Origin of the sequence: Brevibacillus sp. TJ4, assembly GCF_044627595.2 — a bacterium.
GTDB lineage: Bacteria > Bacillota > Bacilli > Brevibacillales > Brevibacillaceae > Brevibacillus.
The window spans coordinates 4,054,107-4,080,820 of record NZ_CP185865.1; the positions used below are offsets into that span (position 1 = coordinate 4,054,107).

The 26,714-nt window shown below is 50.2% G+C and carries 22 protein-coding genes, 2 pseudogenes and 2 CRISPR repeat arrays; of the genes and pseudogenes, 7 read left to right on the top strand and 17 right to left on the bottom strand.

Annotation, left to right across the window (positions count from 1 at the left end; all coding sequences use genetic code 11):
* The first annotated feature begins 86 nt into the window (after window positions 1-86).
* Window positions 87-920 carry a DUF92 domain-containing protein gene (locus ACAF76_RS19870; RefSeq protein WP_400164578.1) on the top strand — a complete coding sequence of 278 codons (834 nt, stop codon included), beginning with the start codon at window positions 87-89 and terminating at the stop codon, window positions 918-920.
* A gap of 11 nt (window positions 921-931) precedes the next feature.
* Window positions 932-2,089: a CRISPR direct-repeat array (repeat unit 32 nt; unit sequence ATTTCAATCCACGCATCCGCGTAGGATGCGAC).
* Between the two features lie 168 nt (window positions 2,090-2,257).
* On the opposite strand, the gene cas2 is transcribed toward ACAF76_RS19870, so the two are convergent.
* The 7 genes from cas2 to ACAF76_RS19905 all read right to left on the bottom strand — a co-directional run bounded on the left by cas2 (window position 2,258) and on the right by ACAF76_RS19905 (window position 7,791).
* Entirely contained in the window at window positions 2,258-2,548 is a 291-nt protein-coding gene (cas2, locus tag ACAF76_RS19875; protein ID WP_400164579.1) for a CRISPR-associated endonuclease Cas2, read from the bottom strand.
* 303 nt (window positions 2,549-2,851) lie between these two features.
* The gene (locus tag ACAF76_RS19880) at window positions 2,852-3,523 is read right to left on the bottom strand and encodes an SMI1/KNR4 family protein (RefSeq protein ID WP_400164580.1); all 672 of its coding nucleotides are present in this window, start codon (window positions 3,521-3,523) and stop codon (window positions 2,852-2,854) included.
* Window positions 3,524-3,587: 64 nt separating this feature from the next.
* Window positions 3,588-4,793, bottom strand: coding sequence for an MFS transporter (locus ACAF76_RS19885; protein ID WP_400164581.1), 1,206 nt, complete (start codon window positions 4,791-4,793; stop codon window positions 3,588-3,590).
* A 45-nt stretch (window positions 4,794-4,838) separates the two neighbouring features.
* Window positions 4,839-5,453, bottom strand: a complete 615-nt coding sequence (locus ACAF76_RS19890) for a TetR/AcrR family transcriptional regulator (protein WP_400164621.1) — start codon at window positions 5,451-5,453, stop codon at window positions 4,839-4,841.
* A gap of 255 nt (window positions 5,454-5,708) precedes the next feature.
* On the bottom strand, window positions 5,709-6,419 hold the full coding sequence (locus ACAF76_RS19895) for a B3/4 domain-containing protein (RefSeq protein ID WP_400164582.1): 711 nt from the start codon (window positions 6,417-6,419) through the stop codon (window positions 5,709-5,711).
* Window positions 6,420-6,479: 60 nt separating this feature from the next.
* A complete protein-coding gene (locus tag ACAF76_RS19900) occupies window positions 6,480-7,109 on the bottom strand; it encodes a LysE family translocator (protein WP_400164583.1) in 630 nt (209 codons plus the stop codon).
* Window positions 7,110-7,173: 64 nt separating this feature from the next.
* Window positions 7,174-7,791, bottom strand: coding sequence for an FMN-binding negative transcriptional regulator (locus ACAF76_RS19905; RefSeq protein ID WP_400164584.1), 618 nt, complete (start codon window positions 7,789-7,791; stop codon window positions 7,174-7,176).
* A 352-nt stretch (window positions 7,792-8,143) separates the two neighbouring features.
* Here ACAF76_RS19905 and ACAF76_RS19910 point away from each other — a divergent pair, with 352 nt between their 5' ends.
* Complete coding sequence (locus ACAF76_RS19910) at window positions 8,144-8,962, top strand: MerR family transcriptional regulator (RefSeq protein ID WP_400164585.1); 819 nt, start codon at window positions 8,144-8,146, stop codon at window positions 8,960-8,962.
* 100 nt (window positions 8,963-9,062) lie between these two features.
* Window positions 9,063-10,269, top strand: a pseudogene (locus ACAF76_RS19915) (MFS transporter).
* Between the two features lie 233 nt (window positions 10,270-10,502).
* Here ACAF76_RS19915 and ACAF76_RS19920 read toward each other — a convergent pair.
* From ACAF76_RS19920 to ACAF76_RS19930, 3 genes are all read right to left on the bottom strand, one after another.
* Entirely contained in the window at window positions 10,503-12,773 is a 2,271-nt protein-coding gene (locus tag ACAF76_RS19920) for an ATP-binding cassette domain-containing protein (RefSeq protein WP_400164586.1), read from the bottom strand.
* A 267-nt stretch (window positions 12,774-13,040) separates the two neighbouring features.
* Window positions 13,041-13,439, bottom strand: a complete 399-nt coding sequence (locus tag ACAF76_RS19925) for an SRPBCC domain-containing protein (protein ID WP_400164587.1) — start codon at window positions 13,437-13,439, stop codon at window positions 13,041-13,043.
* Window positions 13,436-13,765, bottom strand: a complete 330-nt coding sequence (locus tag ACAF76_RS19930) for an ArsR/SmtB family transcription factor (protein ID WP_400164588.1) — start codon at window positions 13,763-13,765, stop codon at window positions 13,436-13,438. The genes ACAF76_RS19925 and ACAF76_RS19930 overlap by 4 nt, the downstream gene beginning before the upstream one ends.
* Window positions 13,766-14,144: 379 nt before the next feature.
* On the opposite strand from ACAF76_RS19930, the gene ACAF76_RS19935 reads away from it, so the two are divergent.
* A complete protein-coding gene (locus tag ACAF76_RS19935) occupies window positions 14,145-14,285 on the top strand; it encodes a hypothetical protein (protein ID WP_400164589.1) in 141 nt (46 codons plus the stop codon).
* A 118-nt stretch (window positions 14,286-14,403) separates the two neighbouring features.
* A CRISPR array of direct repeats spans window positions 14,404-15,302; the repeat unit is 32 nt; unit sequence ATTTCAATCCACGCATCCGCGTAGGATGCGAC.
* Window positions 15,303-15,846: 544 nt separating this feature from the next.
* Window positions 15,847-15,998: pseudogene (locus ACAF76_RS19940) on the top strand (IS3 family transposase); the annotation flags it as partial.
* Window positions 15,999-16,128: 130 nt separating this feature from the next.
* On the opposite strand, the gene lpdA reads toward ACAF76_RS19940, so the two are convergent.
* From lpdA to pdhA, 4 genes are read right to left on the bottom strand one after another with little or no spacing between them, the layout of a single operon-like run.
* Entirely contained in the window at window positions 16,129-17,571 is a 1,443-nt protein-coding gene (gene lpdA / locus ACAF76_RS19945) for a dihydrolipoyl dehydrogenase (RefSeq protein ID WP_400164590.1), read from the bottom strand.
* Entirely contained in the window at window positions 17,572-18,846 is a 1,275-nt protein-coding gene (locus ACAF76_RS19950; RefSeq protein WP_400164591.1) for a dihydrolipoamide acetyltransferase family protein, read from the bottom strand. It lies immediately after the preceding gene.
* A 17-nt stretch (window positions 18,847-18,863) separates the two neighbouring features.
* Complete coding sequence (locus ACAF76_RS19955) at window positions 18,864-19,847, bottom strand: alpha-ketoacid dehydrogenase subunit beta (protein WP_400164592.1); 984 nt, start codon at window positions 19,845-19,847, stop codon at window positions 18,864-18,866.
* Window positions 19,844-20,911, bottom strand: coding sequence for a pyruvate dehydrogenase (acetyl-transferring) E1 component subunit alpha (gene pdhA / locus ACAF76_RS19960; RefSeq protein ID WP_400164593.1), 1,068 nt, complete (start codon window positions 20,909-20,911; stop codon window positions 19,844-19,846). The genes ACAF76_RS19955 and pdhA overlap by 4 nt, the downstream gene beginning before the upstream one ends.
* Before the next feature lie 184 nt (window positions 20,912-21,095).
* On the opposite strand from pdhA, the gene ACAF76_RS19965 reads away from it, so the two are divergent.
* Window positions 21,096-22,508, top strand: coding sequence for a sigma-54 interaction domain-containing protein (locus tag ACAF76_RS19965; protein ID WP_400164594.1), 1,413 nt, complete (start codon window positions 21,096-21,098; stop codon window positions 22,506-22,508).
* A gap of 322 nt (window positions 22,509-22,830) precedes the next feature.
* On the opposite strand, the gene ACAF76_RS19970 is transcribed toward ACAF76_RS19965, so the two are convergent.
* On the bottom strand, window positions 22,831-22,983 hold the full coding sequence (locus ACAF76_RS19970; protein ID WP_421617300.1) for a hypothetical protein: 153 nt from the start codon (window positions 22,981-22,983) through the stop codon (window positions 22,831-22,833).
* 3 nt (window positions 22,984-22,986) lie between these two features.
* Window positions 22,987-23,250, bottom strand: coding sequence for an Atu4866 domain-containing protein (locus ACAF76_RS19975; protein ID WP_400164596.1), 264 nt, complete (start codon window positions 23,248-23,250; stop codon window positions 22,987-22,989).
* Window positions 23,251-23,514: 264 nt separating this feature from the next.
* On the opposite strand from ACAF76_RS19975, the gene ACAF76_RS19980 reads away from it, so the two are divergent.
* Window positions 23,515-24,441, top strand: a complete 927-nt coding sequence (locus tag ACAF76_RS19980) for an AraC family transcriptional regulator N-terminal domain-containing protein (RefSeq protein WP_400164597.1) — start codon at window positions 23,515-23,517, stop codon at window positions 24,439-24,441.
* Between the two features lie 115 nt (window positions 24,442-24,556).
* On the opposite strand, the gene ACAF76_RS19985 is transcribed toward ACAF76_RS19980, so the two are convergent.
* Window positions 24,557-26,650 (bottom strand): S-layer homology domain-containing protein, encoded by a 2,094-nt coding sequence (locus tag ACAF76_RS19985; RefSeq protein ID WP_400164598.1) that lies wholly within the window; start codon window positions 26,648-26,650, stop codon window positions 24,557-24,559.
* Between the last annotated feature and the right edge of the window lie 64 nt (window positions 26,651-26,714).

A 26,714-nucleotide genomic window follows, 5' to 3' on the forward strand; every position in this document is an offset into this window, starting at 1 on the left:
ACAGCCGGCGCAGCCGCTGGTCTGCTCTGCTCGCAAACTGCCCCCATGTACGATCTCGGCAGAAGCAAAAAGGAGGGCGCAACGCATTGGATTGGCTAATCGGTCTGGTTTCAAGTGCCACAATCGCGGGAGCGGCGTATGCCAAGCGGTCGCTGGCGGGCTCCGGCTTTCTGGCGGCAGTGATTTTGGGCACGGTGATGTACGCGCTGGGCAGCGCCGTCTGGTTCGGCACGCTCATCGCCTTCTTTGTGTCGTCCACGCTATGGTCGAAGTGGAAGAAGCACGCAAAGCAAGAGGCAGAAAACAGTTATGAAAAAAGCGGGAGGCGCGATGCCGGACAGGTGTTCGCCAACGGAGGGCTTGCCCTGCTGCTGTGTGTCGCCTACTGGGCATATCCGCATCCGCTCTGGTGGTACGCCTTCCTCGGCGTAATGGCAGCGGTCACAGCCGATACCTGGGCGACGGAAATCGGCGGCTTGAGCCGCAAACCGCCCCGCTCGATCAAGACAGGACGGCTGGTTCCTGCGGGCACATCCGGTGGCGTCTCCGGTCTCGGACTAGGCGCTTCGCTGGCGGGCGGCCTGTTTATCGGTACCGCAGCATGGGCGCTGCTAATGCTGCCCGGACAAGCTGCACCGGACGCGGTCACCGCCGCGCTGCGACCCGCAGTATGGATCGGGGTAGCCGGTCTGGCCGGGATCATCGGCTCGCTGGCCGATTCGTGGATCGGCGCGACCTGGCAGCGCATGTACCGCTGCGCCACATGCGGCCGGGAAATCGAGCAGTCCCGCCACTGCGGCAGCAAAGCCATACCGATCCGCGGCCGCAACGGCTGGAACAACGATGCCGTCAACGTCGCGAGCTCGCTGATAGGCGGTGCAACGGCTGTTGTGCTGGCGGTGGTATTTGGGTTGGGGTGAGATACAAGTCGATTTCGATCCACGCATCCGCGTAGGATGCGACTTATTATACCCAACCTATACATATTTGTATAGGGATTTCAATCCACGCATCCGCGTAGGATGCGACTTTTGCAAAGTTTCGCAGGTCGCCCCCCGGGTGGCATTTCAATCCACGCATCCGCGTAGGATGCGACGCGGCATGTTCACGATTACGTGACGTGCGGTTGCGATTTCAATCCACGCATCCGCGTAGGATGCGACAGTCATATTCATAGTTCAAACGATTTGCAGCTATCATTTCAATCCACGCATCCGCGTAGGATGCGACCTATTGATATTAGCGGCAAGGATATTCCCGTCAAAATTTCAATCCACGCATCCGCGTAGGATGCGACTCCATCTGCGGATAACACCGGACGCGCGCCTGACATTTCAATCCACGCATCCGCGTAGGATGCGACCGCTGCGACTTGGTAAAGGCCAATCTCCTGCAGTATTTCAATCCACGCATCCGCGTAGGATGCGACACTACTTACGGTCAGCAGTTGGCGACTATCGGGAATTTCAATCCACGCATCCGCGTAGGATGCGACTTGCAGTTAAACCAATACTTCGCCCCTTCGACGATTTCAATCCACGCATCCGCGTAGGATGCGACTGGGGATTTGCTGGATATTCGGACGGTTTTGTCTATTTCAATCCACGCATCCGCGTAGGATGCGACCTCATCTGGCGTCCACTTGATATGATTGTTCAACCATTTCAATCCACGCATCCGCGTAGGATGCGACTCAAGCGCGAGTCTGGCGTTATCCGCAGGTGGACATTTCAATCCACGCATCCGCGTAGGATGCGACGCGCCAGCATGTCTGGCTTCTCGCGCTCGTCCAATTTCAATCCACGCATCCGCGTAGGATGCGACAGGAGCGATCGGCTTAACAAACCATTACGGGAGTATTTCAATCCACGCATCCGCGTAGGATGCGACGCCTGGGGTGGTAATGCTTTCGATGACTGGAGGGATTTCAATCCACGCATCCGCGTAGGATGCGACTACCCGACTCATATCGCAGATTTGCGATTTTTGATATTTCAATCCACGCATCCGCGTAGGATGCGACCCACCCCTGTTCTGCTTTACGGGCAACTCGTGGTATTTCAATCCACGCATCCGCGTAGGATGCGACAGCGAATTTTTAACCCAAATATGCTTTCCTTTTCATATTTGTAATCAAAATACGCTTAAATCCAATCATTCGTTAAGATAATTAGAGAAAGTAGACAAAAAACGGGCATTTCAACCCGTTTTTCGGGTGCGAATCTCCCTGGAAATTCGTGTGCGCTACACATTCGCACTAGAAAATCAATGGCCCCTCTAAATCAATCGACTCTTTCACACCCAGATGCTCTACCTTATTCTTATAATTATTGCCTAGTTGATAAATACGGAGGCTATCCTGATCTTGATCGATGATCGAGAGCAATTTAAGCCTCAATGCGGTAAGCTGTGTGGAGTCCACAACGCATTCAAACACGAAATTTTGGACACGTTGACCGTAATCTTGACATATTTTCGAGACGCGACGAAGTCTTTTTTGCCCTGCACTGCTAACTGTGCTCACATCATACGTAATCAATACCAGCACACCATTCACCTACTTCCACAAAAAAGGAGGATACTCATCCAAATCATTCCGTAAAAAACGGGCTAACAATAAAGCTTGTGCGTGCGGAACCAAGCCCCAGGAAATTTTCTTAACTGTCATTATCCATATCGGAACGCTGCTACGATCTCCCGTTGTTTTTTGTAGAACGATGTCATCATTAATCATATAACATTTTTGGTAAATCGTGTATAAACGGCCCTGGTCCATGCGTTACAGGACCAAGGCCGCTTAACCGATCTATTCATACTGTTTCGCCGACGGGGTGACGTTCACAGCAATGCGTCATTCAACAGATAGCTGCAGCCATTCTCTCCATTTGACGGCATTCTCACAATCCGGATCAATCCCGGAGGAGGCAGAGCTTACAAAAGGGAGCATCTTCCAGTCCTCGGTTCCGGGGCATCCGATTCTCGTCCACCGATCCATGAAATCGACGAAATCGTTCCCGAGAATGGCCCCGTGCCCCTCCCCGTCGTCATGGGATAAGTAGACCACCGGACAATCCGGTCCATGCGCAAGATCAAAGGCGAGGTAATCGCCGTTGCCGACGTCGTGAAACGCCAGCTTGTTATGCCAGACCTTGTCGTAAGGGTCTTCCGGATTCGGGAAGACCTGCTCAATCCAGCTATCTTTATCGCGGTTGAGCTCGACCAGACGATCCAGGTCCCAACTGCAATTTCCCCATTGCGCTTCATTCCATGCACCTGGCAACGACTGCACCCACTCGTTTTCATCAGGCACATACCACGAAAACGCTACGCGCGCGGAGGATTCCAGCACGGTTTTGCGAAAGGAAGGCGGCAGCGCCACCCCGAGCGTTTTTTCGATTTGCTCTACCTGCGGCAAGCTAGCTGGTGGAGCAATCAACACGTTTTTCGTCTCCCCGCCGACCCGGCTGATCGCCTCTATCATTTTCTCCCATCGATACACCCAGTTCTCCCAAGGTTGTTGCATGTCCCACGTCACTCCTTTTCGAGTTCATCTGCATGAAATAAGATTCGATGTTTTAGCTCCCTGCTCACTTCGCTTCCTGCGACGAGTCATCCGCCTTTTTGACCTTCAGCGACAGACCAAAGCAGAGCAGCAAAACAACCGCAGCGAGTACGTACGGATAGTTGATGTTCACATCGAACAAAACCCCGGCTATGACTGGCCCTGCGATATTGCCGAGACTCGTAAAGGCCGAGTTGAGACCGGCAACGTACCCTTGCTGATCCTTCGCCACCATCGACATTTGCGTACCGATAGCCGGGCGCAAAATATCGATCGCCAGAAAGATAATAAAGGTAGCGGCAAAAACGGTCCAGAAATTGTAGGCGAACAGCGTCAAAAGAACAAACAGGCCGGCAAAGAACAGGCAGACCGAGATGACCCGCTTCTCTCCAAAGCGGTTCAAAATCCAGCTAAAGCACGTCGCCTGAACGACAGCACCGGCGATCGAGCCGAACGTAATGATAAACGCAATATCTTTTGGCGTCATTCCGAATTTATGATCGACAAACAGGCCAAAAACAGTCTCAAAATTGGCGAGCCCAAAAGACAGCACAAACACGATGATCAAGCTGAAAAAATACGGCTCGCGGTAAGCATATCGCAGTTGCGTGACCAGGCTGCCTCTCTCTTTTTGCGGAGCAGACGAATCGGATGCGGCTTCTTGTGCCGGGCGCGACTCCTGCAAGATCAACATCGTGATACAGGCTGCCACAACCCCCGCTACTGCCGCGGTATAAAACGGGACGCGCATCCCGAATTCGGCGATGTAGCCGCCAATCCCCGGCCCGATAATAAAACCGGTCGTAATCGCCGCGTTGATATAGCCCATCCCGGCAGCCCGCTCTTCCTTCGTCGTCACATCCGCCACGTACGCCATGACGGCCGGCATGATCATCGCGGCACTCACGCCTCCCAGCAGCCGCGAAACGAACAGCAGCACGGAATCGTTCGCGATCCCGAACAGCCATTCCGACAAGGCAAAGACAAACAAGCCGATGACAATCATCCGTTTTCGTCCGAACGTATCGGTCAGACGGCCCGCTACGGGAGAAAACAGAAGCTGTGTCAGCGAAAAAGCCGCAACCAACAGGCCGACAATGCTTCCGCTAATGCCCAGCTCTGTCATAAACGTCGGCATAATCGGGATAATCAGACCGATCCCGGTAAAAACCAGAAAAATATTGAGCATCAGGATCAAGACAGAACCCCGATTTTTAAATAGCAATGACATTCTCTACTCCCCCATACGGAATACATACTGAATATTTATTCTATATTATTGATAAAAAAATGAGCGGCTCTTCCGCGTGATTCCATGCAAAAATACATCCATAGCCAGGCGGTACGTCGCCAGCGCCTGCTCTCTCTCCATGTAACGCGAGTGCAGGTTCAGTCCGTACAGGAGACTGTCCAGGACAATCGCAAGCCCGCTCACATCGGTGACATCAAACTCACCGTTGTCGATCCCTTTCTGCAAAAGCTGCCGGTTGAAGTCCAGATACCGTTTGACCATTGCGCTCGTACGCTCTTCCACATCCGACGTCTTCTCCGTGTTGTTGTAAAACTCGTCAGCGGCCTTCGTCAGCGGATGGTTCAACTGGTCCAATGCCAAATGTTCAGCCATCCCGTACAGCTTGTCGACTGTCGTCGAATACTGCGGTTCCTTCTCCAGCCACGTCTCTTCCCACTCCCGATCCCATTCTTCGATCAGATGCAAAAACAGCCCTTCCTTGCTCTTGAAGTGGTAATAAATGTTGCCGGCACTGCACCCGGTCGTTTTGACGAGGTCTTCAATCGAGGTGGCTTTGTAGCCTTTTTGTATAAACAGCGCTCTCGCTGCATCGGCAATCTTTTTCTTCGTCTGCTCGCTTTGCTGCTTTTTCTTGTTCACTGGCTTCATGTGCGTATCACCGACTTTCTGTGTCATCGTCTCGGGGCAGGGAGAGCCTTCCTTTTTCGGCACTTCTATAATACTGAACATTTATTCAGTATTATACCGGATTACAGAACAGTACACAAATGTAAGCTGGTGGCAGCGTGACAAGAGACTAATCACCGAGAGTCTTCGCTTCTTTACGCGGACAGCGATCGGATACAAAAAAACCCCGCAGCAGCGAGGTTTGCAAAAACAGCCGTATGATCGGGTCTAACCAGAGATTGTCATTTCCCTATTGGTACGATCCAGCACTTCACTCTTCACCGTCCCGCCCAAATAACGTGACACGAGATCAGACAATTCCTGGAGCGCCATATAAAACTCGTCGCTTCTCGTCTCATCGATCAATTCGATACAGAGGAAGGCATGCTTCGTCTGTTCGGTTAGCATCGTCCTCTGTGCCTCGCGCCAATTCCAGCATCTGCATATGGCACCGGCATCATCCTTGTAAACAACTTCTCCTTCATATGGCGGAGCATTTTCATCGCTTCCCAACGGGAGAAACGGCTCGTCCCCCTTGGCCAGTGTCAGCCGAATATCCCCTGCAAACGCGTCGATATCTTCTCCCCCGCACGGAAGCCCATAGCGCAATGAAATGGAATTATACACATCGACCAGCGGATTGATGGTTCCGATCGGGTTGCCATTTTTCACCCGTTTTAACAAGGCTTCGATGGAGCACCTGGCTCCTTTTTTTGTCTTGAATTTCTGAAAGGCTTCGCGCCAAACGGAGATGACCGGATTGCTGCTGAACTCCTCCATAAGCAAAAATTTGTGAGCTTCTTGCTCTGCATCTCGCAGCAGCTTCTCGTAGACTTCAACATCCCTTATCGAATTATCAATTCCCTGGCAAATGACCGTGCCTATTTTGGCATGGGGGAAAAGCGACCAAAAATCTTCTTCAATGATAAAGCGTGTCATTGAATCTCTCTCCGTTTCATTCATATGGATTGGCTGGGCAGACCTGCAATGTGTCGTGTCTTATGTTTTCGAGGGGCTAGCCAAGGCAGAGAGCACCCCCAGTACAATATAGAAAGAACCGGCTATGCGACTCTGCATCCTTGAACCTGCCTTGATCCGGTTCCGAATACTCGCTGCAAGCACTGCATACAAACCATCGCTGAGGAAAGCCAGGATGATAAATATGGCTCCCAAAAGGAGAAATTGTCCTGCGACCGATCCGGCCTGCGGTGATATAAATTGCGGAAAGAAAGCCAGGAAAAACAGTGCTGTCTTCGGGTTCATTACTTCTACGAGCGCTGATTCGGCAAAAATCTTGACGTATGTCTTGCGAGGGACTTCCGGGATTTCTGACGTTGTCCGATCCGAGCGGGAGCATAAAGTCTTGCACCCCAGATAGATCAGATAAGCAGCACCCATGTATGTAACGATAGCAAAGGCTGTTGCGGATGTCATCAGGATCGCCGAAACTCCGATTGCTCCGGCAAAAACGTGAACGGCACCGCCAAGCGAAACGCCAAGCACGGATACCAGGCCCGCTTTCCTGCCCTGGTCTATACTTCTCGCCATGATATAAAACACAGCCGGACCCGGTATGATCAACAACGTAACAGCAGCAAGGACAAACAGCCAAATCGTCGAAAGCTCCATAGCAGGCGACTCCTTTTTTGTATGTTTCACGAATACACTCATCCGCGATTCAGGGACGACACGGTTAATCTTTCTTTTTCAGATTTGTTTTCATCAAGGAGGCGATGCGTTGCTCATTTGAAGAAGGAATCTGTTCCAACTGTTGGATAATGAGCTCTTGTCTGAGCGCGGATTGATTTTGGCTTGCCTTGGCCTTTCCTTCCATCCGGTCGATATTGATTTTGAACCCTTGAACGCCTTTGCTCATGCCGGCGAGAAAATCAGCATCCACATCCTGCAATCGGTACGAGCTGTCAGGGGCTTCATACTTCAACACCAGATCGTGCAAGGTGCGCATCAGCTCCTGTTCATCCCGGATCAGCTCGATTTCTCCGTACACATGGACGGTCACGTAATTCCACGTGGGTACTGCTTTGTTCGTCTCATACCAGGACGGAGAGATATAACAATGAGGACCGTGGAAAACGGTTAATACCGTCTGGTTTTGAATGTCCTCCCACTGCGGGTTCGAACGGGCAAAATGACCGTACAAACAGGTCTTCTCCTCATTCAACATCAGAGGCAGATGCGTGGCAAAAGGCTCTCCTTTGTGAATGGAAAACAGTGTCGCAAAGCTGTTCTCCTGTATGACTTCGTAGGCGGTCGTGACGTCCTGTATCCGAAAATGCTCGGGGATATACATGTTTGCACTCTCCTCAGTCGTTATTTTTGACGTCTGGCGAATATCTGTTATACGGTATGATAGTATTCAAACTGACATTATAAAAGGTACAAAATGAAGAAAATGCACATGTCAGATGATGGCGCCAGGGAAGCGTTTCAATTGAATCGTTTTGCGCTTGAAACAGTGCTTCCATCGATGCAACGAGATCGATTTATCTCGGGAATTTTTCGAAGTGCTTTCTGCCCGGAATTCGTTTAAGTTATATGGTGTTGCCCCAGCCACTGATCACCCGCTATCAAAATCAATTCAAACATGAAACGGATGCGGCTCGTTTACAAACGGAAAATAAATATAGGGAAAGGATGCTTTTATGAAAAATCTGTTCACAATAGGAGAAATGGCAAAACTTCATAACATGACCATGAAATCACTGAGATATTATGATGAGATTGGATTGCTTAAGCCAATTCAAATTGATGCAAGTAATGGGTATAGATACTACTCAACCGAACAGTTTGAACAACTTAATACGATTCAGTATTTAAAGAAACTAGGTTTCTCTTTGAAGGAAATCAAGGCTCACCTAGACCACAGGGATATTGATGGTTTCTTAGAATTATTGGAGAAGCAAAAAAGACTAACAGAGGAAAAAATAAAAGAATTAGAACGAGTAAACCGTAGATTTCAAAATCGTATTAACGATATTACATTAGCTCAAGAAATAACTGAATTAGAAGTAGTGAAAATAATAGAAATGAAAGAGAGGAAAATAGTGAGATTAGTGGAAAAAATCCAGTCAGAACCGGAGTTGGAGTTTTCATTGAGGCAATTAGAGAATTTGGCAAACTTGAATTCCTCCATTTTTATTGGTGGTGTCGGTCTTACAGTGGATGTAAATGACCTGATAAATCAAAGATTTAATAGATATAATTCCATTTTCATCTTAACTGAAGAAGAAGATATCGAAGGCCCATTAGTAACAACTTTGCAACAGGGGACGTATGCCAGCATTTATTACAGAGGTGATCATACTAATTCCTTTGAGTATTATAAAGCCCTGCTGGATTATATTCAGAAAAATGATCTCCAAATAACAGGGGATGCCATCGAAAGGACCATCATTGACCAATACATCTCAATAAATAAAGAAGATTATCTTACAGAAATACAAATTCCGGTTACTTATTGACCTTCCCATTAGGGGAAGGTTTATTATTTGTATGCTGTTTGAAGGGGGTATTCTCTATGTGAATTCGCGAATATATTATTCCAATAAAGGAGAGAAAAAAATGACTACTATTAATAATAAAATGTGGTCGCTTTCGTTTATTTTCGTAGTGATCTCCAATGCCTTAGTTTTCATGATTTTTGAAATGCTATTACCGACCCTTCCCTTATTTGTCACGGCTTTAGGTGGAGGAGCAAGCCAGGTTGGTTTAGTAACAGGGATTTTTATGTTATCAGCTATTTTAATCCGCCCCTTTGCAGGAATTCTTGCAACAAAGTTTGATAAAAAAATACTTTTAATTTTAGGGATTATCATTATTGCTCTATCTACAGGTGCCTATTATCTCTCTGGCAGCATATCAATGTTATTGCTTATCCGGTTGATCCATGGGGCTGGGTTCGGCTTGGCAACCACCTACTTTGCGACACTTGCTGCTGAAATCATTCCTAAAGATCGTCGGGGAGAGGGGATTGGCTATTTTGGTGTTGGAGAAACAATAGCCATCTCGGTAGGTCCAATGATTGGCATTATGACACTAGAATTATATGATTTTCAACGATTATTCTTTGGAGGAATGGCTGTTCTTTTCCTAGCTGTTATCATGGCTATTTGTATAAAAAGAGCACCGAAAGGAAAAGAGTTAGATAAACAAGTGAGTGGGAAATTTAAACTATTGGAGAAACGAGTTTTGTTTCCCGCGTTGCTGATCTTTTTAATTGGAATCGCGGCAGGAGGGATTATGTCTTTCTTTTCTCTATATGCCATAGAGAGGAACTTTACTCAAGTAGGACTGTTTTTCTTGTTGATCGCCGCAGCAAGTTTTCTCATTCGTTTACTATCGGGAAAGTTTATTTGATATGTACGGACCGTCGATTATTTTAATCCCAGGCTCCATTTTGTCGATTGTAGGATTGATTATTCTGTATATAGCAGCCAGTGATAGCATGTTTTTCATCGCAGCTATCTTTTATGGATTTGGATTTGGTGCAATCTTCCCAGCCGTTCAGACGTGGTGCATGAACTTGGTAGAGGCACATGAACACGAGGATGCGATGGCTTCCTTCTTCAATTTCTTTGACCTAGGTATTGGAGGCGGATCTTTTATCCTTGGTCTAGTTGCCACCGCCATATCTTATCAAACAGTATATCTTGTCGCATCAATTGTGTATGCTATGGTTCTAGTTATCTATGTTGTTTATGTTGCTATGAAAGGAAAGCCTGATAAACATCACGGAAAAAGTGCCCAAGTAGATAATCAAGCAATTTAGAATAATAAGGAAAAACACCTTCAAGTTGTCCCCGTTTCTTACGACATGGTCACATTCTCTTGAAGGTGTTTTGATTTGTCCACCTTATGGGGTCAGTCCCGACCCCATTTTGCTGTTTGACAGGGTTTTTTGATATGACTTGCACATAGGCAAACCTTTTATTTCGATGTCCTCTCAATTTGTATAACGCTTCTTTGTACAGGCTATGTTGATTTCCGGGCGCATTTCTTTTATCAGGGATTCGATGAACTCAGCAAGTATCTTCCCGTGATCGACTGCTCCGCATGGATGATCTGTGAAGGCGTGCCCTCGAACACCACCTGGCCGCCCTTGCTTCCTCCGTCCGGACCCATGTCGATAATCCAGTCCGCCTGGCTGATCACATCGAGGTTGTGTTCGATGACGATCAACGTATTGCCGGCATCCACGAGGCGATTCATAATCGCGAGCAAGTGACCGATATCCGACATGTGCAGTCCGGTCGTCGGCTCGTCCATCACGTAGATGCTGCCCTTCTTATGCAGCTCGCTTGCCAGCTTGATGCGTTGACATTCCCCGCCCGAGAGCGTGCTGAGCGGCTGGCCGAGGGTAAGATAGTTCAGCCCCACATCGCTCATCGCCTGGAGCTTCTTTGCAATCTCTTTTTGCTCGAAAAAATCCAATGCCTGCTCCACTGTCATCTCCAGCACTTCCGCAATGGACTTGCCGTTCAGCTTGTAGGTGAGCACTTCTTCCTTGAACCGTCTTCCACCGCACACTTCGCATGGCAGCTTGACGCTGTCGAAGTAGGAAAGGTCTACATATACAACGCCCAGCCCTTGGCAGTTTTCGCAAGCCCCCTTGGAGTTGAAGCTGAAAAGTCCCTGATTGACCTTGTTCGCGGAAGCAAACGCCTTGCGTACATCATCCATAATGCCCGTATAGGTCGCGGGATTCGAGCGTGTTGACACACCGACGGCCGATTGGTCGATGACGATCGCATCCGGATGGTGACGGAGGAATACTTCGTTAATCAACGTACTCTTGCCCGAGCCGGCGACACCCGTAACTACCGTCAGCACTCCGGTTGGAATGTCTACACTGACGTTTCGCAGATTGTGTACTGTGGCATCCTTGATCGACAGCTTGCCGGACGGCTGCCTGCAATCATGCTTCAGCTTTAGCGGCCGCTTCATATGGGTGCCTGTCAGCGTGTCCGCTTCCAGCAAGCCCTGGAAACTTCCTTCGTACACGATGGTACCGCCGCGGCTGCCGGCGTGAGGCCCGACGTCGACGATATGATCCGCCACCTTGATCACATCGGGATCATGCTCGACGACAATCACGGTATTGCCCTTGTCGCGCAGTTTCTTCAGCAACCCGTTTAACCGGTGTACATCGCGCGGGTGCAAACCGACGCTGGGTTCATCGAAAATGTACGTGACATCCACCAGGCTGCCGCTCAGGTGCTTTACCATCTTGACGCGCTGCGACTCGCCGCCAGACAACGTATCCGTCTCACGGTCCAGTGTCAAGTAGTCAAGTCCGATATCGACGAGGTGCTGCAACCGTTCTGTCAGCGACTTCACGATCGGCGCTGCGATCGGGTCGTCAATTTGCAAAATGACGTCGATGAGCTGTCCGACCTCCATGGAGGACATTTCCGCAATGTTGAATCCATTGATCCTGCAGTTGAGCGCGGCCTGATTGAGTCTCGCGCCGCCGCAACTCGGGCAAGGTCCCTCGGTGATGTACGGCGCGACAGCTCGCTGCGTGCGCTCGGACTTCGCCTTCACATCCTGCTTAATGTACTTGTTGGTAAACTTTTCGATGACGCCCTCCACCGTAATATTCGTTGCCTTGCCGGCGAAATCCATCTTCACTTTTCTCGCCTTGGCGTACAGCAGTTGCTCCAGTTCCTCATTCGAATAATCGCTCAGCTTTTTGTCCGGATCAAAGTCCCCCGACTGCACGACCATGTTCCAGTCCCAGCCGTTCACCGAGTAGTCCGGCAGCATAATCGCTCCTTCATTGAGCGACTTTGACATATCTACCGCCTTGCTCATGTCTACGCCAAGTTTGCGACCTAAGCCGTTGCACTCCGGACACATGCCGTGCGGATCGTTAAACGAGAATAGATGCGCTTCTCCAACATGGGGCTGACCCACTCGGGAGAAGAGCAGCCGGAGAATAGGCGCGATATCGGTAATCGTGCCCATCGTGGAGTGGGAACCTCCGCCCAGCCGCTTTTGGTCGACAATAACGGCCATGCTCAGATTCTCGATCGCGTCCGCATCCGGCTGCGGAACACGCGGCAGAAAGGTGCGGACGAACATGCTGAAGTTTTCGTTCAGCAGGCGTTGGGATTCGGCGGCGATCGTATCGAAGACGATTGATGACTTGCCGGATCCGGATACTCCGGTGAAAATCGTGATCTTCCGCTTGGGGATGCGCAAAGATACGTTCTTGAGATTGTTTTCCCGCGCAGCCGAAATGACAATATACTCCTGGTTAGATTCGCTCATGCCTACCATCCTTCCGATCGTGTTACCTTCTGCTTGTTTTCGTTGTACTTTTTAGTATACGTTGAAAGGCCAGCAGGCCAAACTTGTTTTCGTTCTTGTCCTTACCAGGGGAGATACGATTACCTGTACAAACTGACAGGAACTTTGTCGGGGGTGGTCCGAAGCAGACTTAAAACCGGCTGCAAACTACATGCAGTCGGTTTAGAGTGGTTCGGGTCAAACCGTTTTCAACGATCCGTCCCCATTCGTGTGGCTGTGGAGAAGATGCTATTGTTCCAACACTTTTTCAAGCTCGCCGATCCATTCACTCCAGCCGTACTTGGCGCCTGCGAGTCCGTGAGCATTGGAGAATCCGGTTTGTTCGAGATGAAGGTTCACCTTTCCGTCCCCCAAATCCTGGAGCGTCAGCGTGACCATATGCTTCTCGTCTCCGGTCGCCCAGGAATAGGCCAAGCTGTTTGGCTCGTCCACGATCAGCACTTCGCCGTTTACGATGCCATCCCAATATTCGTTCGGCTGATGGCGAAACTGAAAACGGTGTCCGACGACAGGCTTAAAATCATTTTCCGCAATCCACTTGGCCAGCTTGCTGGAATCGGTTACGGCAGACCACAGCTTCTCGATCGATGTCGTGAACTGAAAATCCATAGATAATGTCAAACTCATTCTTCTTCCTCCTCTAATAGTTGCTGTAAGCGCAGCATATTCATGCTCCAGTACTTGCTGTAAAAAGCCACCCAATCTTGGACTTCCTTGAGCGGGGAGGCGTTGAGTCTAAATCGCGTTTCTCTGCCGACTTTACGGTCATGTACCAGCCCGGCCTCTTTGAGGATTGTCAAATGCTTGGATACCGCTGTCCGGCCCATTTGAAACTGTGCCGTCAACTCATGCAGCGGTTTCTCCTCAGCCTCTGCCAACAGAGCAATCAGTTGACGCCTGGTTGGATCTGCAATCGCGTCAAATACATCCCGCATCTGGTTGTTCTCGTTCACAGCTACCCTCTCCATAATCGTTTTATGTAGTAGAGATCTATTGCTGTAGTATACCAAGGGACAGCCGTTACTTTCACCACCTCCTTAAAGTACACGGCTCTTCAGGCGTAGGCCCACGAGGCGATATATTGTGAAGCATATGAAAACCGAAGGATATTCGCAAATCCGTATCACGACCCCATAATAGGACACCAAATGGTGACGTTTTGATGATATGACACCATTTAGTGTCCTGTCAACAACAATTTTTTGCACTACCAGCGAGAAACGAGGTCTGTGCCATATCTTTGCAATGAATGGAAACAGTTTTTCGCTTTAAGCAGAGCATTCAAAGATCGTGATCATGAAAAAGTTACCCACCTGACGAGTGGATTGATTTTTGTCATGGCGGTCAATTGGCAGTATCACCAGCGAGCACGGCTACTACGACCAAGCGCACTTCATCAAGAACTTCAAGCATTTCACCCTGTTCACTCCGAGGCAAATCATCATGCTGCTGCAATCTCCCCTTCCGTTTTGAAAAGAATCGGGTTCATCCCAAGAAAAGCGAAACAGTCCGCCTGGATAAGCAGTGGACTGTTTGGTATGGGGGGTTAGCATATGTTGGATGCGACCTGGCCCAGGGCGATTAGAACAATATTTTAAGCTACGTATCTGCGTAGGATGGGACCATGACGGCTGTCAGGACGTCTTGGTCGAGGACGCTATTTCAATCCACGCATCCGCGTAGGATGCGACCCTCCGTCACCGCCGGCAGCACCACCTCCTTCGTTATTACAATCCACGCATCCGCATAGGATGCGACGATTCCTGCTGCACGAATTTCGTTCCGATCAAATTATTTCAATCCACGCATCCGCATAGGATGCGACCCTTCATATTTATTAGCATTTTCAATGTATCGCTATTTCAATCCACGCATCCGCGTAGGATGCGACTCCGAACTGGCCGAAATTTCATCGGATTCGAAACGATTTCAATCCACGCATCCGCGTAGGATGCGACGAGTGAACCGATCTGGCCGCAGACATGCCCACCTATTTCAATCCACGCATCCGCGTAGGATGCGACCCCTTTACAGTCCGCTGGCTTCAACAACGTCTGAATATTTCAATCCACGCATCCGCGTAGGATGCGACGCGGGTACACATCCCCCGGACCACTCGCCCACACAATTTCAATCCACGCATCCGCGTAGGATGCGACTAACTGAATCTGTTACTCATCTTTCTCACTTCAGATTTCAATCCACGCATCCGCGTAGGATGCGACAAAGACTTGCGGACATAGTCCTCTCCAAGCGTGATTTCAATCCACGCATCCGCGTAGGATGCGACGCGATGCCCCGCTCATCCTGCAACAGCTCATCAGATTTCAATCCACGCATCCGCGTAGGATGCGACCTACGGGGATATTTGTTCGTGGAACAGACGTTTGGAATTTCAATCCACGCATCCGCGTAGGATGCGACGAATGCGGTATTCCCATTTCCCTCCGAATTTTCTATTTCAATCCACGCATCCGCGTAGGATGCGACAGCGAATTTTCAATCTAAATATGCTTTCTTTTTCGTATTTGTAATCAAAATCAACCTAATTCCATATTTACATTTACGATAATGAGAGAAATCAGACAAACAAAGAGCATTTCTATCCGTTTTTCGGGTGCGAATCTCCCAGGGAATTCGTGTGCGCTACACATTCGCACTGGAAAACCAATAGCCTACAAAATCAATTGACTCTTTTGCACCCGAATGCTCTTCCTTATTTTGCAAGTATATCCTGACTGATACATAAAGAGGCCTCTTTTTTAAAAACATCCTTCGTGCCCACAATGAACGAGACTAGTACGCGATACAGCCTTCCCCTTGCCTTAAACTAACCTGCACAGCAGCTCGACCGCTAGATTTTTTTGCTTCAATCCGCGCACATGCTCCAAAAATTCGTCCGAACGTGGCTTGTCCCTTCATTTTAACATGATACCTGGTTTCTTCGGCAACATAATGAGAGGTGGTCACAGTGAATGTATTCGCTTTTGGCTAAGGCACTACGAAATCTCTCTAACCTCTGTCTGCATGTACTGACCTCACGACCTCGGCTTTTGACCGATGGATCAAGCAAGCTCAGACGACGGGGTCGTTCAAAGAGAAGGACAATCGTTCACTTGAAGAAAACGAGCTCATCGCTTTTCGCAAAGAACTCCAACGCCTGAGAATGAGAATGATATTTTAAAGTAAGCCGCGCTGATCATGGGACTGTAAATGAGAACTGATAAACGCCAAGGGTTGCCATTCTGTTATTGGTACTTTGAAAGAAAAAGAGCTGCGCGGAAGTTCCCGGCAGACTCTCTGTGTGACAGACCTTTTAAGAGGTAGTCAGTTTTGGCTTGTTGACGATATGAATGGCGTGACCGAGTGCGGCTTCGGCTGCTTCCAGCCAGACCTCGCTCAGAGTCGGATGAGGATGCATGGTAAGTGCCACATCCTCCACTCGCGCAGCCATTTCCAGCGCAAGAGCTCCTTCCGCGATCAGGTTGGACGCGTCTTCCCCCGCGACATGCATGCCCAGCAGAAGATGGGTGTGTTCGTCGACGATCACTTCAGCGAACCCTTCCTTGGCATCGATTGCCAGCGCCTTTCCATTCGCCCGATAGGGAAAGGAGGCCACCTTGACCTGATAGCCCTGCTGCTTCGCTTCTTCCTCAGTCATCCCGACCCCTGCGATTTGCGGTTCGGTGAAAATGACATAGGGAACAAAGGGAGAGTCCATACTGCTAGGCAGACCCGCGATCGCCTCCGCTGCGACGATTCCCTGCTTGGAAGCACGATGCGCCAGAGCCGGCCCCGGCGTAACATCTCCGATCGCGAAAATATGCGGATTGTTCGTACGGCACGTCGTATCCACTGGGATATACCCTCGTTCGTTTACCGTGACTTGAGCTTGCGCAAGGCCGATGTCCTCTGTGTTGGGAACACGACCAATCGTGATGAGAGCTTTGTCGGTGGTGAGCTGCTCTCGCACGTTTTGCGAAGTTCGGATATCCAGCACGACCTTGCCACTGCTCACGTCCGCCGTCTCCACTGCGGTACCCGTTTTCACGGTTATCCCGAGCTTTTTCGCTTGCTTCAAAACCTCTGCCGAAAGATGCGGGGCGGTCTGCGGGAGAATTGTGCCAGCCGCTTCGACCACAGTCACTCTGGTGCCCAGCTTGGCGAATGCCAGCCCGAGCTCCATCCCGATGTATCCACCGCCCACGATGGCGAGTGTCCGGGGGATCTCCTGCAGCTTCAGGGCATCCGTGGAATCGAGGAGATACACATGATCCGGTTCCAAAAACGAAGGGATATACGGGCGGGACCCTGTGGCGACGATCGCCTGCCGGAACTTGTACGTCTCGAAATCCCCGCCGGTCTCTACCCCAATCCGATCCTCGGACAAGAACGCCGCTGCTCCTTTCACCACCGTCACGCCATTTGCTTGGCAGAGGTGTTCGACACCCAGACTCAATCGCGAAACAATGGATTCTTTCCACGCCTGCCACTTTGACATGTGAAACGAAACGACCCCTTCCGGCAGCTCGATCCCCAGCTTGGACAGACTCGCGAGCTTGTGATACTCCCCCGCTGCATGGATCAAGGCTTTTGATGGGATGCAGCCTCGATTCAAGCAGACACCGCCGAGTTCTGCCTTTTCCACCAGGACGACAGACTTGCCCAATTGCCCCAGGCGAATCGCGGCTGCGTATCCGCCTGGTCCTCCTCCGATCACGACTACATCCGTTTCTACTGCGACTTCACCGACTACCATCTATACCATCTCCGCAAACAATAGAGTAGGATTTTCCAGCAATTCCTTGATCCGATTGGTAAACCTCACCGCCGTCACTCCGTCGATCAGGCGATGATCAAAAGACAGAGAGAAATTCATCATCCAGCGAATGACCCCTTCATCCTCTCGCACGACCCAGCGCTTCTCCATTTTGTGCAAGGCGATGATCGCCACTTCGGGATGGTTGATGATCGGATTGGCTTGCAGACCGCCGATCGGCCCGACATTGCTGATGGTAAAAGTCCCGCCAGTGATCTGCTCCAGCGTCAGTTTGCCGGCACGAGCCAGCTCAGCCAGTTGGGCGATCTCCTCAGCCAACTGAAATATGGATTTTCGATCTGCGTCCTTGATGACCGGCACAATCAGCCCATCCGGTGTGTCTGTCGCCACTCCGATATGGTAGAAGCGCTTCAGCAAAATTTCTTGGGCAGCATCATCGATGGACGCATTGAGCACGGGGAATTCTTTGAGCGCAATCACCAACGCCTTGATAAAAAAAGGAAGGAACGTCAGTTTGATGTTTCGTTTTTGCGCAAGGGGCAGCATTTGTTCACGCAAGCCACGGAGCTGATCCATCTCCATCTCATCTACGGAAGTCACATGAGGAATGATCGTCACTGACTTTGTCATATGTTCCGCGATTTTCTTGCGGATTCCTTTCATCGGGATTCGATCGATCCGGGACATCGATTCCCCAGCATGCTTCCCCACAGAAATCTTCTCCACCGGGGCTGTGACCGCCTCACTGTTCGCTGCTGGAACGATGGTTCGTTTTGCTGGCTTGGTCGAAGCAGCGGCAGCGTATTGGCGCAAATCTTCCTCCGTCACTCGCCCTGCTGCACCTGTCCCCGCGACTTTTTCAATATCGATCTTCATCTCGCGAGCCATTTGGCGAACGTACGGAGTCGCAAGTGCGCGGGTTGGTCGGGAAGTCACGTGACGAGGTGTACTTGCCTCCCCTTTTTCCTCCGTTCTCACGGCTTCCTGAGTCGCAGCCGCTCCCTCCTTGGCTGATCCGGCAGACTGCTCAATGACCAGCAGAGTGGTCCCCACTTCGACTGTCTCTCCCTCAGCAATGCGAATTTCCTTGATGACGCCCGTCACGGGTGCGGAAAGCTCTGCGTTCACCTTATCCGTCTGTACTTCAATCACGGGCTGGTCTTGCTCGACCGCATCTCCCGGCTTCACCAGAATCTTGATGATTTCCCCTTCGTGCATGCCTTCTCCCACGTCGGGAAGTTTAAACTCGACCATGGCGCTCGCTCCTTCTCCTAGTACGTAAACGTTTCCATGATTCCGCTCATCACACGGCCAGGTGTTGGCAGATAGTCATCCTCGATGCTGAATTGGGGAACCGGCACATCAAAGCCGGTAATCCGCTTTACGGGTGCCTTCAGGTAAATCAAGGCCTCATCATTGATGATGGAAATAATCTCTGCCCCCATGCCTGCCGTCTTGTGCGCTTCGTGGACGACGATCGCGCGCCCTGTCTTTTTCACCGACTGCACGATGACATCCCGATCCAACGGGTAGATCGTGCGCAGGTCCACCACCTCACAGCTGACTCCTTGCTCGCGTTCGATCTGTCTGGCTGCCTCATCTGCTACCCGGAGCATGGCTCCCCAAGCAAAGATAGACACATCCATTCCTTCCCGTACAACCTTCGCCTGGCCGATCGGAACCCTGTACATTTCTTCCGGAACCTCTTCCTTGAAGGCTCGATACAGTTTCGTGGGCTCGAGAAAAATGACCGGGTCCGGGTCTTCCATCGCTGCAATCAACAAGCCTTTTGCGTCATAGGGATTGCTCGGGGCCACTACCTTTACGCCGGGCACATGCGCGAAAAACGATTCCACGCTCTCCGAGTGAAGCTCAGGTCCGCGAATACCTGCACCGTACGGCGTGCGAATGACCATCGGCACATGGTACTGGCCGCGTGTTCGGTAACGCATCCGCGCAGCGTGGGACACAATCTGTTCAAAGCCTGGATAGATAAACGCGAGGAATTGAATTTCCACGACCGGAAGCATTCCGTTCATGGCGAGCCCGATGGCAGATCCGATGATCCCCGCTTCGGACAGCGGCGTATCGACGACACGATTCGCCCCGTATTTCTGAAGCAGGCCCTCCGTCGCGCGGAACACACCGCCATTTACCCCCACGTCCTCACCCAGGAGCATGACGCGTGAATCCTCCGCCATTTTTTGATCCATCGCTTCCGTAATCGCCTGAATCATGGTCAGTTTGCGTTTCATGCCGGGATTCCCTCCTGTTTGGCCGGCTGCACGAGTTCTTTTTCCTGTTCCGTCGCCATCCAGGTAGGTTCTGCATAGACGTGCTTGAACATCTCTTCTGGACGTGATTTCGGATAGCTCTCTGCCTCCGCCAAGGCGGCATCGATTTTTGCTCCTGCACTCGCAATGAAATCGCTTTCTTTTTTCTCGTTCCAGAGGCCGAGCTTCTCCAGATAAACCCGAAGCCGCTGAATCGGATCTCGCTCTTGCCGCCACTCTTCCGACAGTCTCTCCTGATCCCTGTATTTTTTGGGGTCATCGGCAGTGGTATGGGCGCCGTAACGGAAAGTCATCGCTTCGATCAGCGTCGGGCCTTCCCCCGCGAGTGCACGCTCGATCGCTTTTTTCATCGTGAGCCAAACGGCGAAGATGTCGTTTCCATCGATTCGTACGCCTGGGATGTCATACGCGGCTGCGCGTTGTGCAATGGTTTTGGAAGCGGATTGCTGCTCAAATGGGACACTGATCGCAAACCCGTTGTTTTGGCAGAAGAATATCGTTGGCGTTTTGAAAACACCTGCAAAGTTCAATGCTTCATGGAAGTCCCCTTCGGAGGTGGCGCCGTCTCCAAAGTAGGCGAGACTCACGTGTTTTTCGTCTTGCAGCTTGCTCGCCCATGCTGTCCCCACGGCATGCACCATCTGGGTCGCAATCGGCACGCATGGAGGCATGATATTCAAATGATTGGGACTTATGCTTCCTTCCATATGTCCCATCCAGTACAGAAACACCCTCATCATGGATTGGCCATGGACAATCGCCGCTGCATGATCCCGATACGTCGGGAAGAGCCAGTCGCCGGGAGTAAGGGCCATGGCGCTGCCTACCTGCGATGCTTCCTGTCCTTCAAAAGGAGCATAGGTGCCCATGCGTCCCTGCCGCTGCAGGTTGATGCATTTGCGGTCAAACAGGCGTACGAGCAGCATATTTTCCAGCATGCTGATCATGGTGGCTTCGTCCAGCTGTCCCTCGATGTCGTGCAAGAGCCCACCCTCTGGAGTCAATACCTGATATAATGGAGACATTCATACATCCCTCTCTTTCCGATTCATTCCAGCAAATTCTTACAGCAAGTAGCATGCCAGGCGAAATTTCACCGGATTGATCAGGTATCGAATGAAAAATAGTCAATTTTGCATATGCATTTTCGCGCATCGATGATCAATTCTGATTATTCCGATTACTAGGGCGTTTCAAGGGGGGCTCATTATGTACCAAACCCAATACTTTCAAGCCAGTGACAATGACGAGCTCGTCAAATTGATAACGACGATCTTCCATACCTCCCACGACGGACTGGCTATCTGCGACAAGAATGGCTATGTCCTTCTCTACAACGAGGCGTATTTGCACATCACGGGCGTTCCGGCAGAGGTATTGAATCGGTACAGCTTTATCGAGCAAAAAGAAATGCATATGGTCCCGGATTCCTCAGCCGCTCTCGCCATCCAAACGAAGCAAGTCCACAGCGTAATGATTGAATACGCGAACGGCAGAAAAGCGATCAACACAGCTACGCCCCTGCTCGATGAAAACCAGGAGCTGTTGTTTGTCGTAGGAAACGTCCGCGACATTACGGAGCTGAATCAACTTCAGCAGGAACTGGAAGAGACCCGTCAGATCAACTCTGCCTTTCAACAGGCTTTGGAGCAGATCCAAAATGAGATCGATTTCGAAGGGCAGCTGATCTATCGAAGCAACGTCATGCACCGCATCGTCTCCCTGGCACAGCGATTTGCTGAAAATGACTCCCCTGTCCTGCTGCTGGGGGAATCAGGTGTCGGCAAGGACGTCCTGGCAAACTACATTCATGCCAAAAGCGGAAGAACGGGAGATTTGATCAAAATCAACTGTGGAGCCATACCCGATCACCTTCTTGAATCGGAGCTGTTCGGATACGAAAAAGGTGCGTTTACGGGGGCGAGCCAATCCAAGGAAGGGCTTTTGGAGCTTGCCCACAGCGGAACCATTTTCCTCGATGAAGTAGGCGATCTTCCCTTTCCCCTTCAGGTCAAGCTGCTCAATGTGTTGCAGGATGGAAAGATTCGGAGGTTAGGGGGGAAAACAGCACGCCAGGTCAACATGCGAATCATCGCTGCGACCAACAGTGACCTCGAAGAGATGGTCGAGCGCAAGCAGTTCCGGCAAGATCTCTACTACCGGCTCAACGTGCTATCCATCTCCGTGCCTCCCCTGCGCGAGCGTCGTGATGACATCCCCGCCCTGATCTTTTACTTTTTAAAGATGCTCGAGAAAAAATACAAGCAGGACATGCGCATCGAGAGCGAAGCGCTGGAGGCGTTCATGGAATACGAATGGCCCGGAAATACGCGTGAGCTGAAAAACGTCGTCGAGCGCTCGTATCACATGAGTGAAAACGGAAAGATCACCCTCGATCAGCTCCCTGCCTCCATTCGCAAATCGCAGCAGGCGTCTCTCCCCTTGCAGCTGGCCAAAATGGATCAGTCACTGCCTTTGAAAGAGGCCGTAGATCGTTTTGAGCGGGAGTACATTCAACGGGTCTTGCGGGAAACGCGCACGATGCAGGAATGCGCTGACCGGCTGGGAATCAACATCTCTACATTGGTACGCAAGAAGCGGAGTTTGGGGATCAAGTCTTGATGAAATGACAAAAAGCCCGATCATGTATCGGGTCGGGCTTTCTCTCATTGTTCATTAAGCCCCCTCCTTGTTTGGGGAAATACTGTCCATTTTCACTAATTAAAAAAATAGGTGGCGGATATGACTATTCTGAATTAATTCGTTGCAAATGTAAATTTGCTCCCTGAGTGCTCCTTTTTCGATACCCGATCAAGAAACTGTTGATAGAAAAAAACACCTCCAAGTTGCCCCCATATCCTATGACATGGTCGCATTTTCTTGAAGGTGTCTTGATTTGTCTCGGTCCGGATTCATAGCAAAAGGGTTAGATGGATCTGCGGCTTCACGCGGTACTGGCGGTCGGCCTTACGATCATCTCATTCACATCCACTTCAGGCGGCTGCCCGATTGCAAACGAGATCGCTTGGGCAATCGCGGAAGGCGGAATAGAAATTCGCCGATAATTTTTCATAACCTGCTGTGACCGAGCAATCACATGTCATTCCTCGCGATACAGAATCATTCCGGCATGATAGAGAATCCCGTTCCGAAAATCGCCATCGGCCGTAAACCCTGTATCATCTACGTACTCGATGTGATCGCCATTTACAAAGTAACGGCCTTGGTAGGCGCTTTTTCGATTGCCGCGCGCTTCGTCATAACGTCCGTTTGGCAATAGTTCGTGACGGATATACCCGTCCTTTGTAACCCACATTCCTACATAGGGATGAAGGTTCTTACCCGCATGTTTACGTTGCTCCATTTCTGTACTCACCCTCTTTTCTCTCACCTGATCCTGCCTCGATTTGTTTGCCTGGATGTGCAGACAGTGATAGTCAGAAGCAGGGCCAGCAGCAGCTTCACCTTTTGTATGGATCTCCCTTTGGCTGATGCCGTTTGGGATATTTTCATTATGAAGCCAGTCTACAAGGGTACGGTAGCCGGATATTCTCGCGTTATTGCCTATTCCTACGAAGTTTATTAGTATGGAACCAAATGCGACGCAAGGGGGAGGCACACCAATAACATGAAGGTAGACAACGGCGGACGCGGAAACGAACTGCTAAGTGAGCTCATAGCCTACATCGAAAAATACACAGGCATAGACGGCACACACACCACAAGCATTCCGGACCTACAGTTGATACGATCCTCTGAAGAGACCGAACGGATCTACTCGATACACGAACCTGCGCTCTGTATTGTCGCTCAAGGTAAAAAAATGATGATGCTGGGAAGTGAAGGCTATCTCTACGACCCAACCAGCTATCTCGTGGTTTCCTTGCAATTGCCCGTTTCCGGTCAAGTGCTTGAGGCCTCGCCGGAGAGTCCCTATCTGTGTCTGCGACTGAACTTTGATAAGCAGCAACTTTTCGATTTGGTCAAGCGAAGTGAAAAAAGCCCTCCCAAAACAACGGATTCACAGAGAGCCCTCTTCATAAGCAAAATGAACCATTTACTCCTTGATGCTGTCGTCAGGCTTGTTCGCCTCCTGGATACACCGGATGATATTCCCGTAATGGCACCGCTGATCACACAAGAAATTCTTTATCGAATTCTTCAAGGTGAGCTGGGTCAATCCATGAAACAGTTCACCATGATCGGAAGTCATGCCGAGAGAATCGCACAGGTCGTTCAGTTGATCGAACGTGAATACAATCAGCCTCTCCAAATCGCACGGCTATCTGCCGCTGTAAACATGAGCCAATCCTCCTTACATCATCACTTCAAGGAAATCACCGCCATGAGCCCCCTTCAATACCAGAAACAGCTCAGATTGCAAGAGGCTCGGCGCATCATGCTCACAGAGGCGGTAGATGCAGCGGATGCAGGTTTTCAGGTCGGGTATGAAAGCCCCTCGCAATTCAACAGGGAATATGCCCGAATGTTTGGCCTGCCCCCGATTCGAGATATCAGGCGTCTTCGCGATTCACTCGGGCAAATGCCGAATTGAGCAAATAAAGAGTGTTAGACTGGCTGTTACTAGTAAGCAAGGAACAATTGCCGGTTCAATCAGCAAAAAAGAACACAATACCGTTCTCACGGTTGTGTCCTTTTGCTGAATCAAATCAACCAAGCTCCTTCTCCACAGTAAACGTATACGTACTTGTCGTCACATTGTCCGGCGCTACAATCTCGATCTTGATTACCGTACCATCCGAAACGGAAATCTTGTTCCTCGAACCGTATTCAACCTTTTTTCCGTTTATCCTGATCGACTTGACCTGTGTCGACATGGTGATCGGGGTGATCGTTATGTGTTCGTTAGAGGCAGGGACTTTGATCGTGTAGTCATAGGACCATGGATCAAACTTGTCTGGGAGGGAGTTGCTCACCGATATGGTGCTTCCCGCCCAGTTGAAAGGTTCGGACTCAGGTGCCCACTGGACTGTCTTGCCCACAAGCTCTCCGCCTTCGATTTCAATGTTGGAGAGTACGGAATATTTCATGTACCCGTCCTTGCCATTGTAGTTGATTGGCGATGAAGTCAGATATTCCGTGTCGTCTCCCTTGATTCCGGGAAGTTTGATGGCGATCCAATTCGTTCCGTCCTTCCACATGTCTCCAATGATTGTCGTCCGGCTGTTCGGAGCATCATTATTTCCGCGAAGGGTGGGAGAAGTCCCCGCTTCGCCTTTGTCAATCACCTGCTGCAAGGCTGCCTCATAGCGCCCGAGGTGACTAGCATCAAGTGGCAATTCGTCGTGCCCGGTAAAAATCTGAATGATCTTTCCGCCGTCTTTTTTGAAATTCGAATACGTTTGCTGGGTAAGTGAAAGGAAAAGGTCCGTACGTACCCCTGATATATTCACATTGTCGGCAGAGCCAGCTCGTGTGCAGCCGTAGACGTCGGATGCGAAAATCAGCCCGTTCTCCTTGTCTTGAAGAATGATATCGCTGTGGTCGTGCCCCGGCAAGGCATACGCGTACAGTTTGCTGCCACCCAGATCAATCACATGGCCCTCGTCGATATTCTGAATCTTCGCCTGATCTTCCGGGTTGTGCAAGACCTGGACGCCAATAGCCGACCATCCCCGTTCATTTACATAGATATCATGGTCGTGGACGAAATTAGGGACCTGTGCCATATGATCCCCATGTGTGTGCCCGACGACTACCGAATACGGTTTTTTCGCGATATTTTGGTCGATATACTCTTTCAGGTTTTTGACGTCGGCTCTCGTCTGCAAAGCATCGAACAGGATGCCCTTGTTTTGCCCTTCCACATACCAAGCCATTGGTCGGACGGACTCCGAATCGTTATACAGTTGATATACGGCGGGACTTGTCTGTGTCTTCTCCTTGATGAGCGTATGCTTGAAATCATCGATCACAGGACGATAGAGATGCCAGGTAAAGGTCTGGACCGGACTTGCCACCATTCCGTCCTTAACCGCGATGGCCTTGTATACGACTTCCCGTTCGGGCAATTGATTTTCACTCAGCATCTCATTGATATGCCCCTTTGATTCGACGGTGTATACGGGGCTGGAAGTGGTGGGAGTCGTACCGTCCGTAGTATAGTGAATGGTTGCACCCGGGGTAGGAGTATACAGCTTGATATAGCGTCTGGGAGCCACAGTGTTCTGCTTCGGCAGTGCTTGGACAGGTGTAACCATTGTCTGTGTGATCTTGTCAAAAATTTTGTCTGCTTCCGACCGTTTGATGGCATCATTCGGCTTGAACAAATTCGCTGTTTTTCCGGACATAAAGCCCCATTCTACCAAAGCATTGACGCTTGCCCTGGCGTCCGCCCGAATTGTTTGGTAATCGGCAAAAGGTGCCGCATTGCTGCCTTGGATTTTAAACACATTCGCGAAAATAACCGCAGCATCCTGGCGGGAAATCTCGCTTTCGGGATTGAAGTTGCCCAAAGCGTCTGGACCTATGATGCCTTCCTCATAAGCGGCCTCGATTTCCTTTCCATACGGGTCTGTTGTTTGTACATCGTTGAATTGCTTCAGGGGAGCCTTCCAAATATCTTTGTAGTCATTCGGATGAGGCCAAGCAAAATAGCTGGAAATCTTCGCAATAAATTCAGCCTTCGTGATCCTGTCTCCATCTCCGTTTTGAGCGGATGCAAAGACAGAGCTTGGTACTAGCATGATGACTACCATCATTATCAAGAAAGCCTTGTTTTTCGCTATCAGATGTGACTTCATCCGGTTTCCCTCCCGTTTGTAATTTGAAGAGCTAAGAAAGCAGTTGCATGTTCTCCTGACGAAA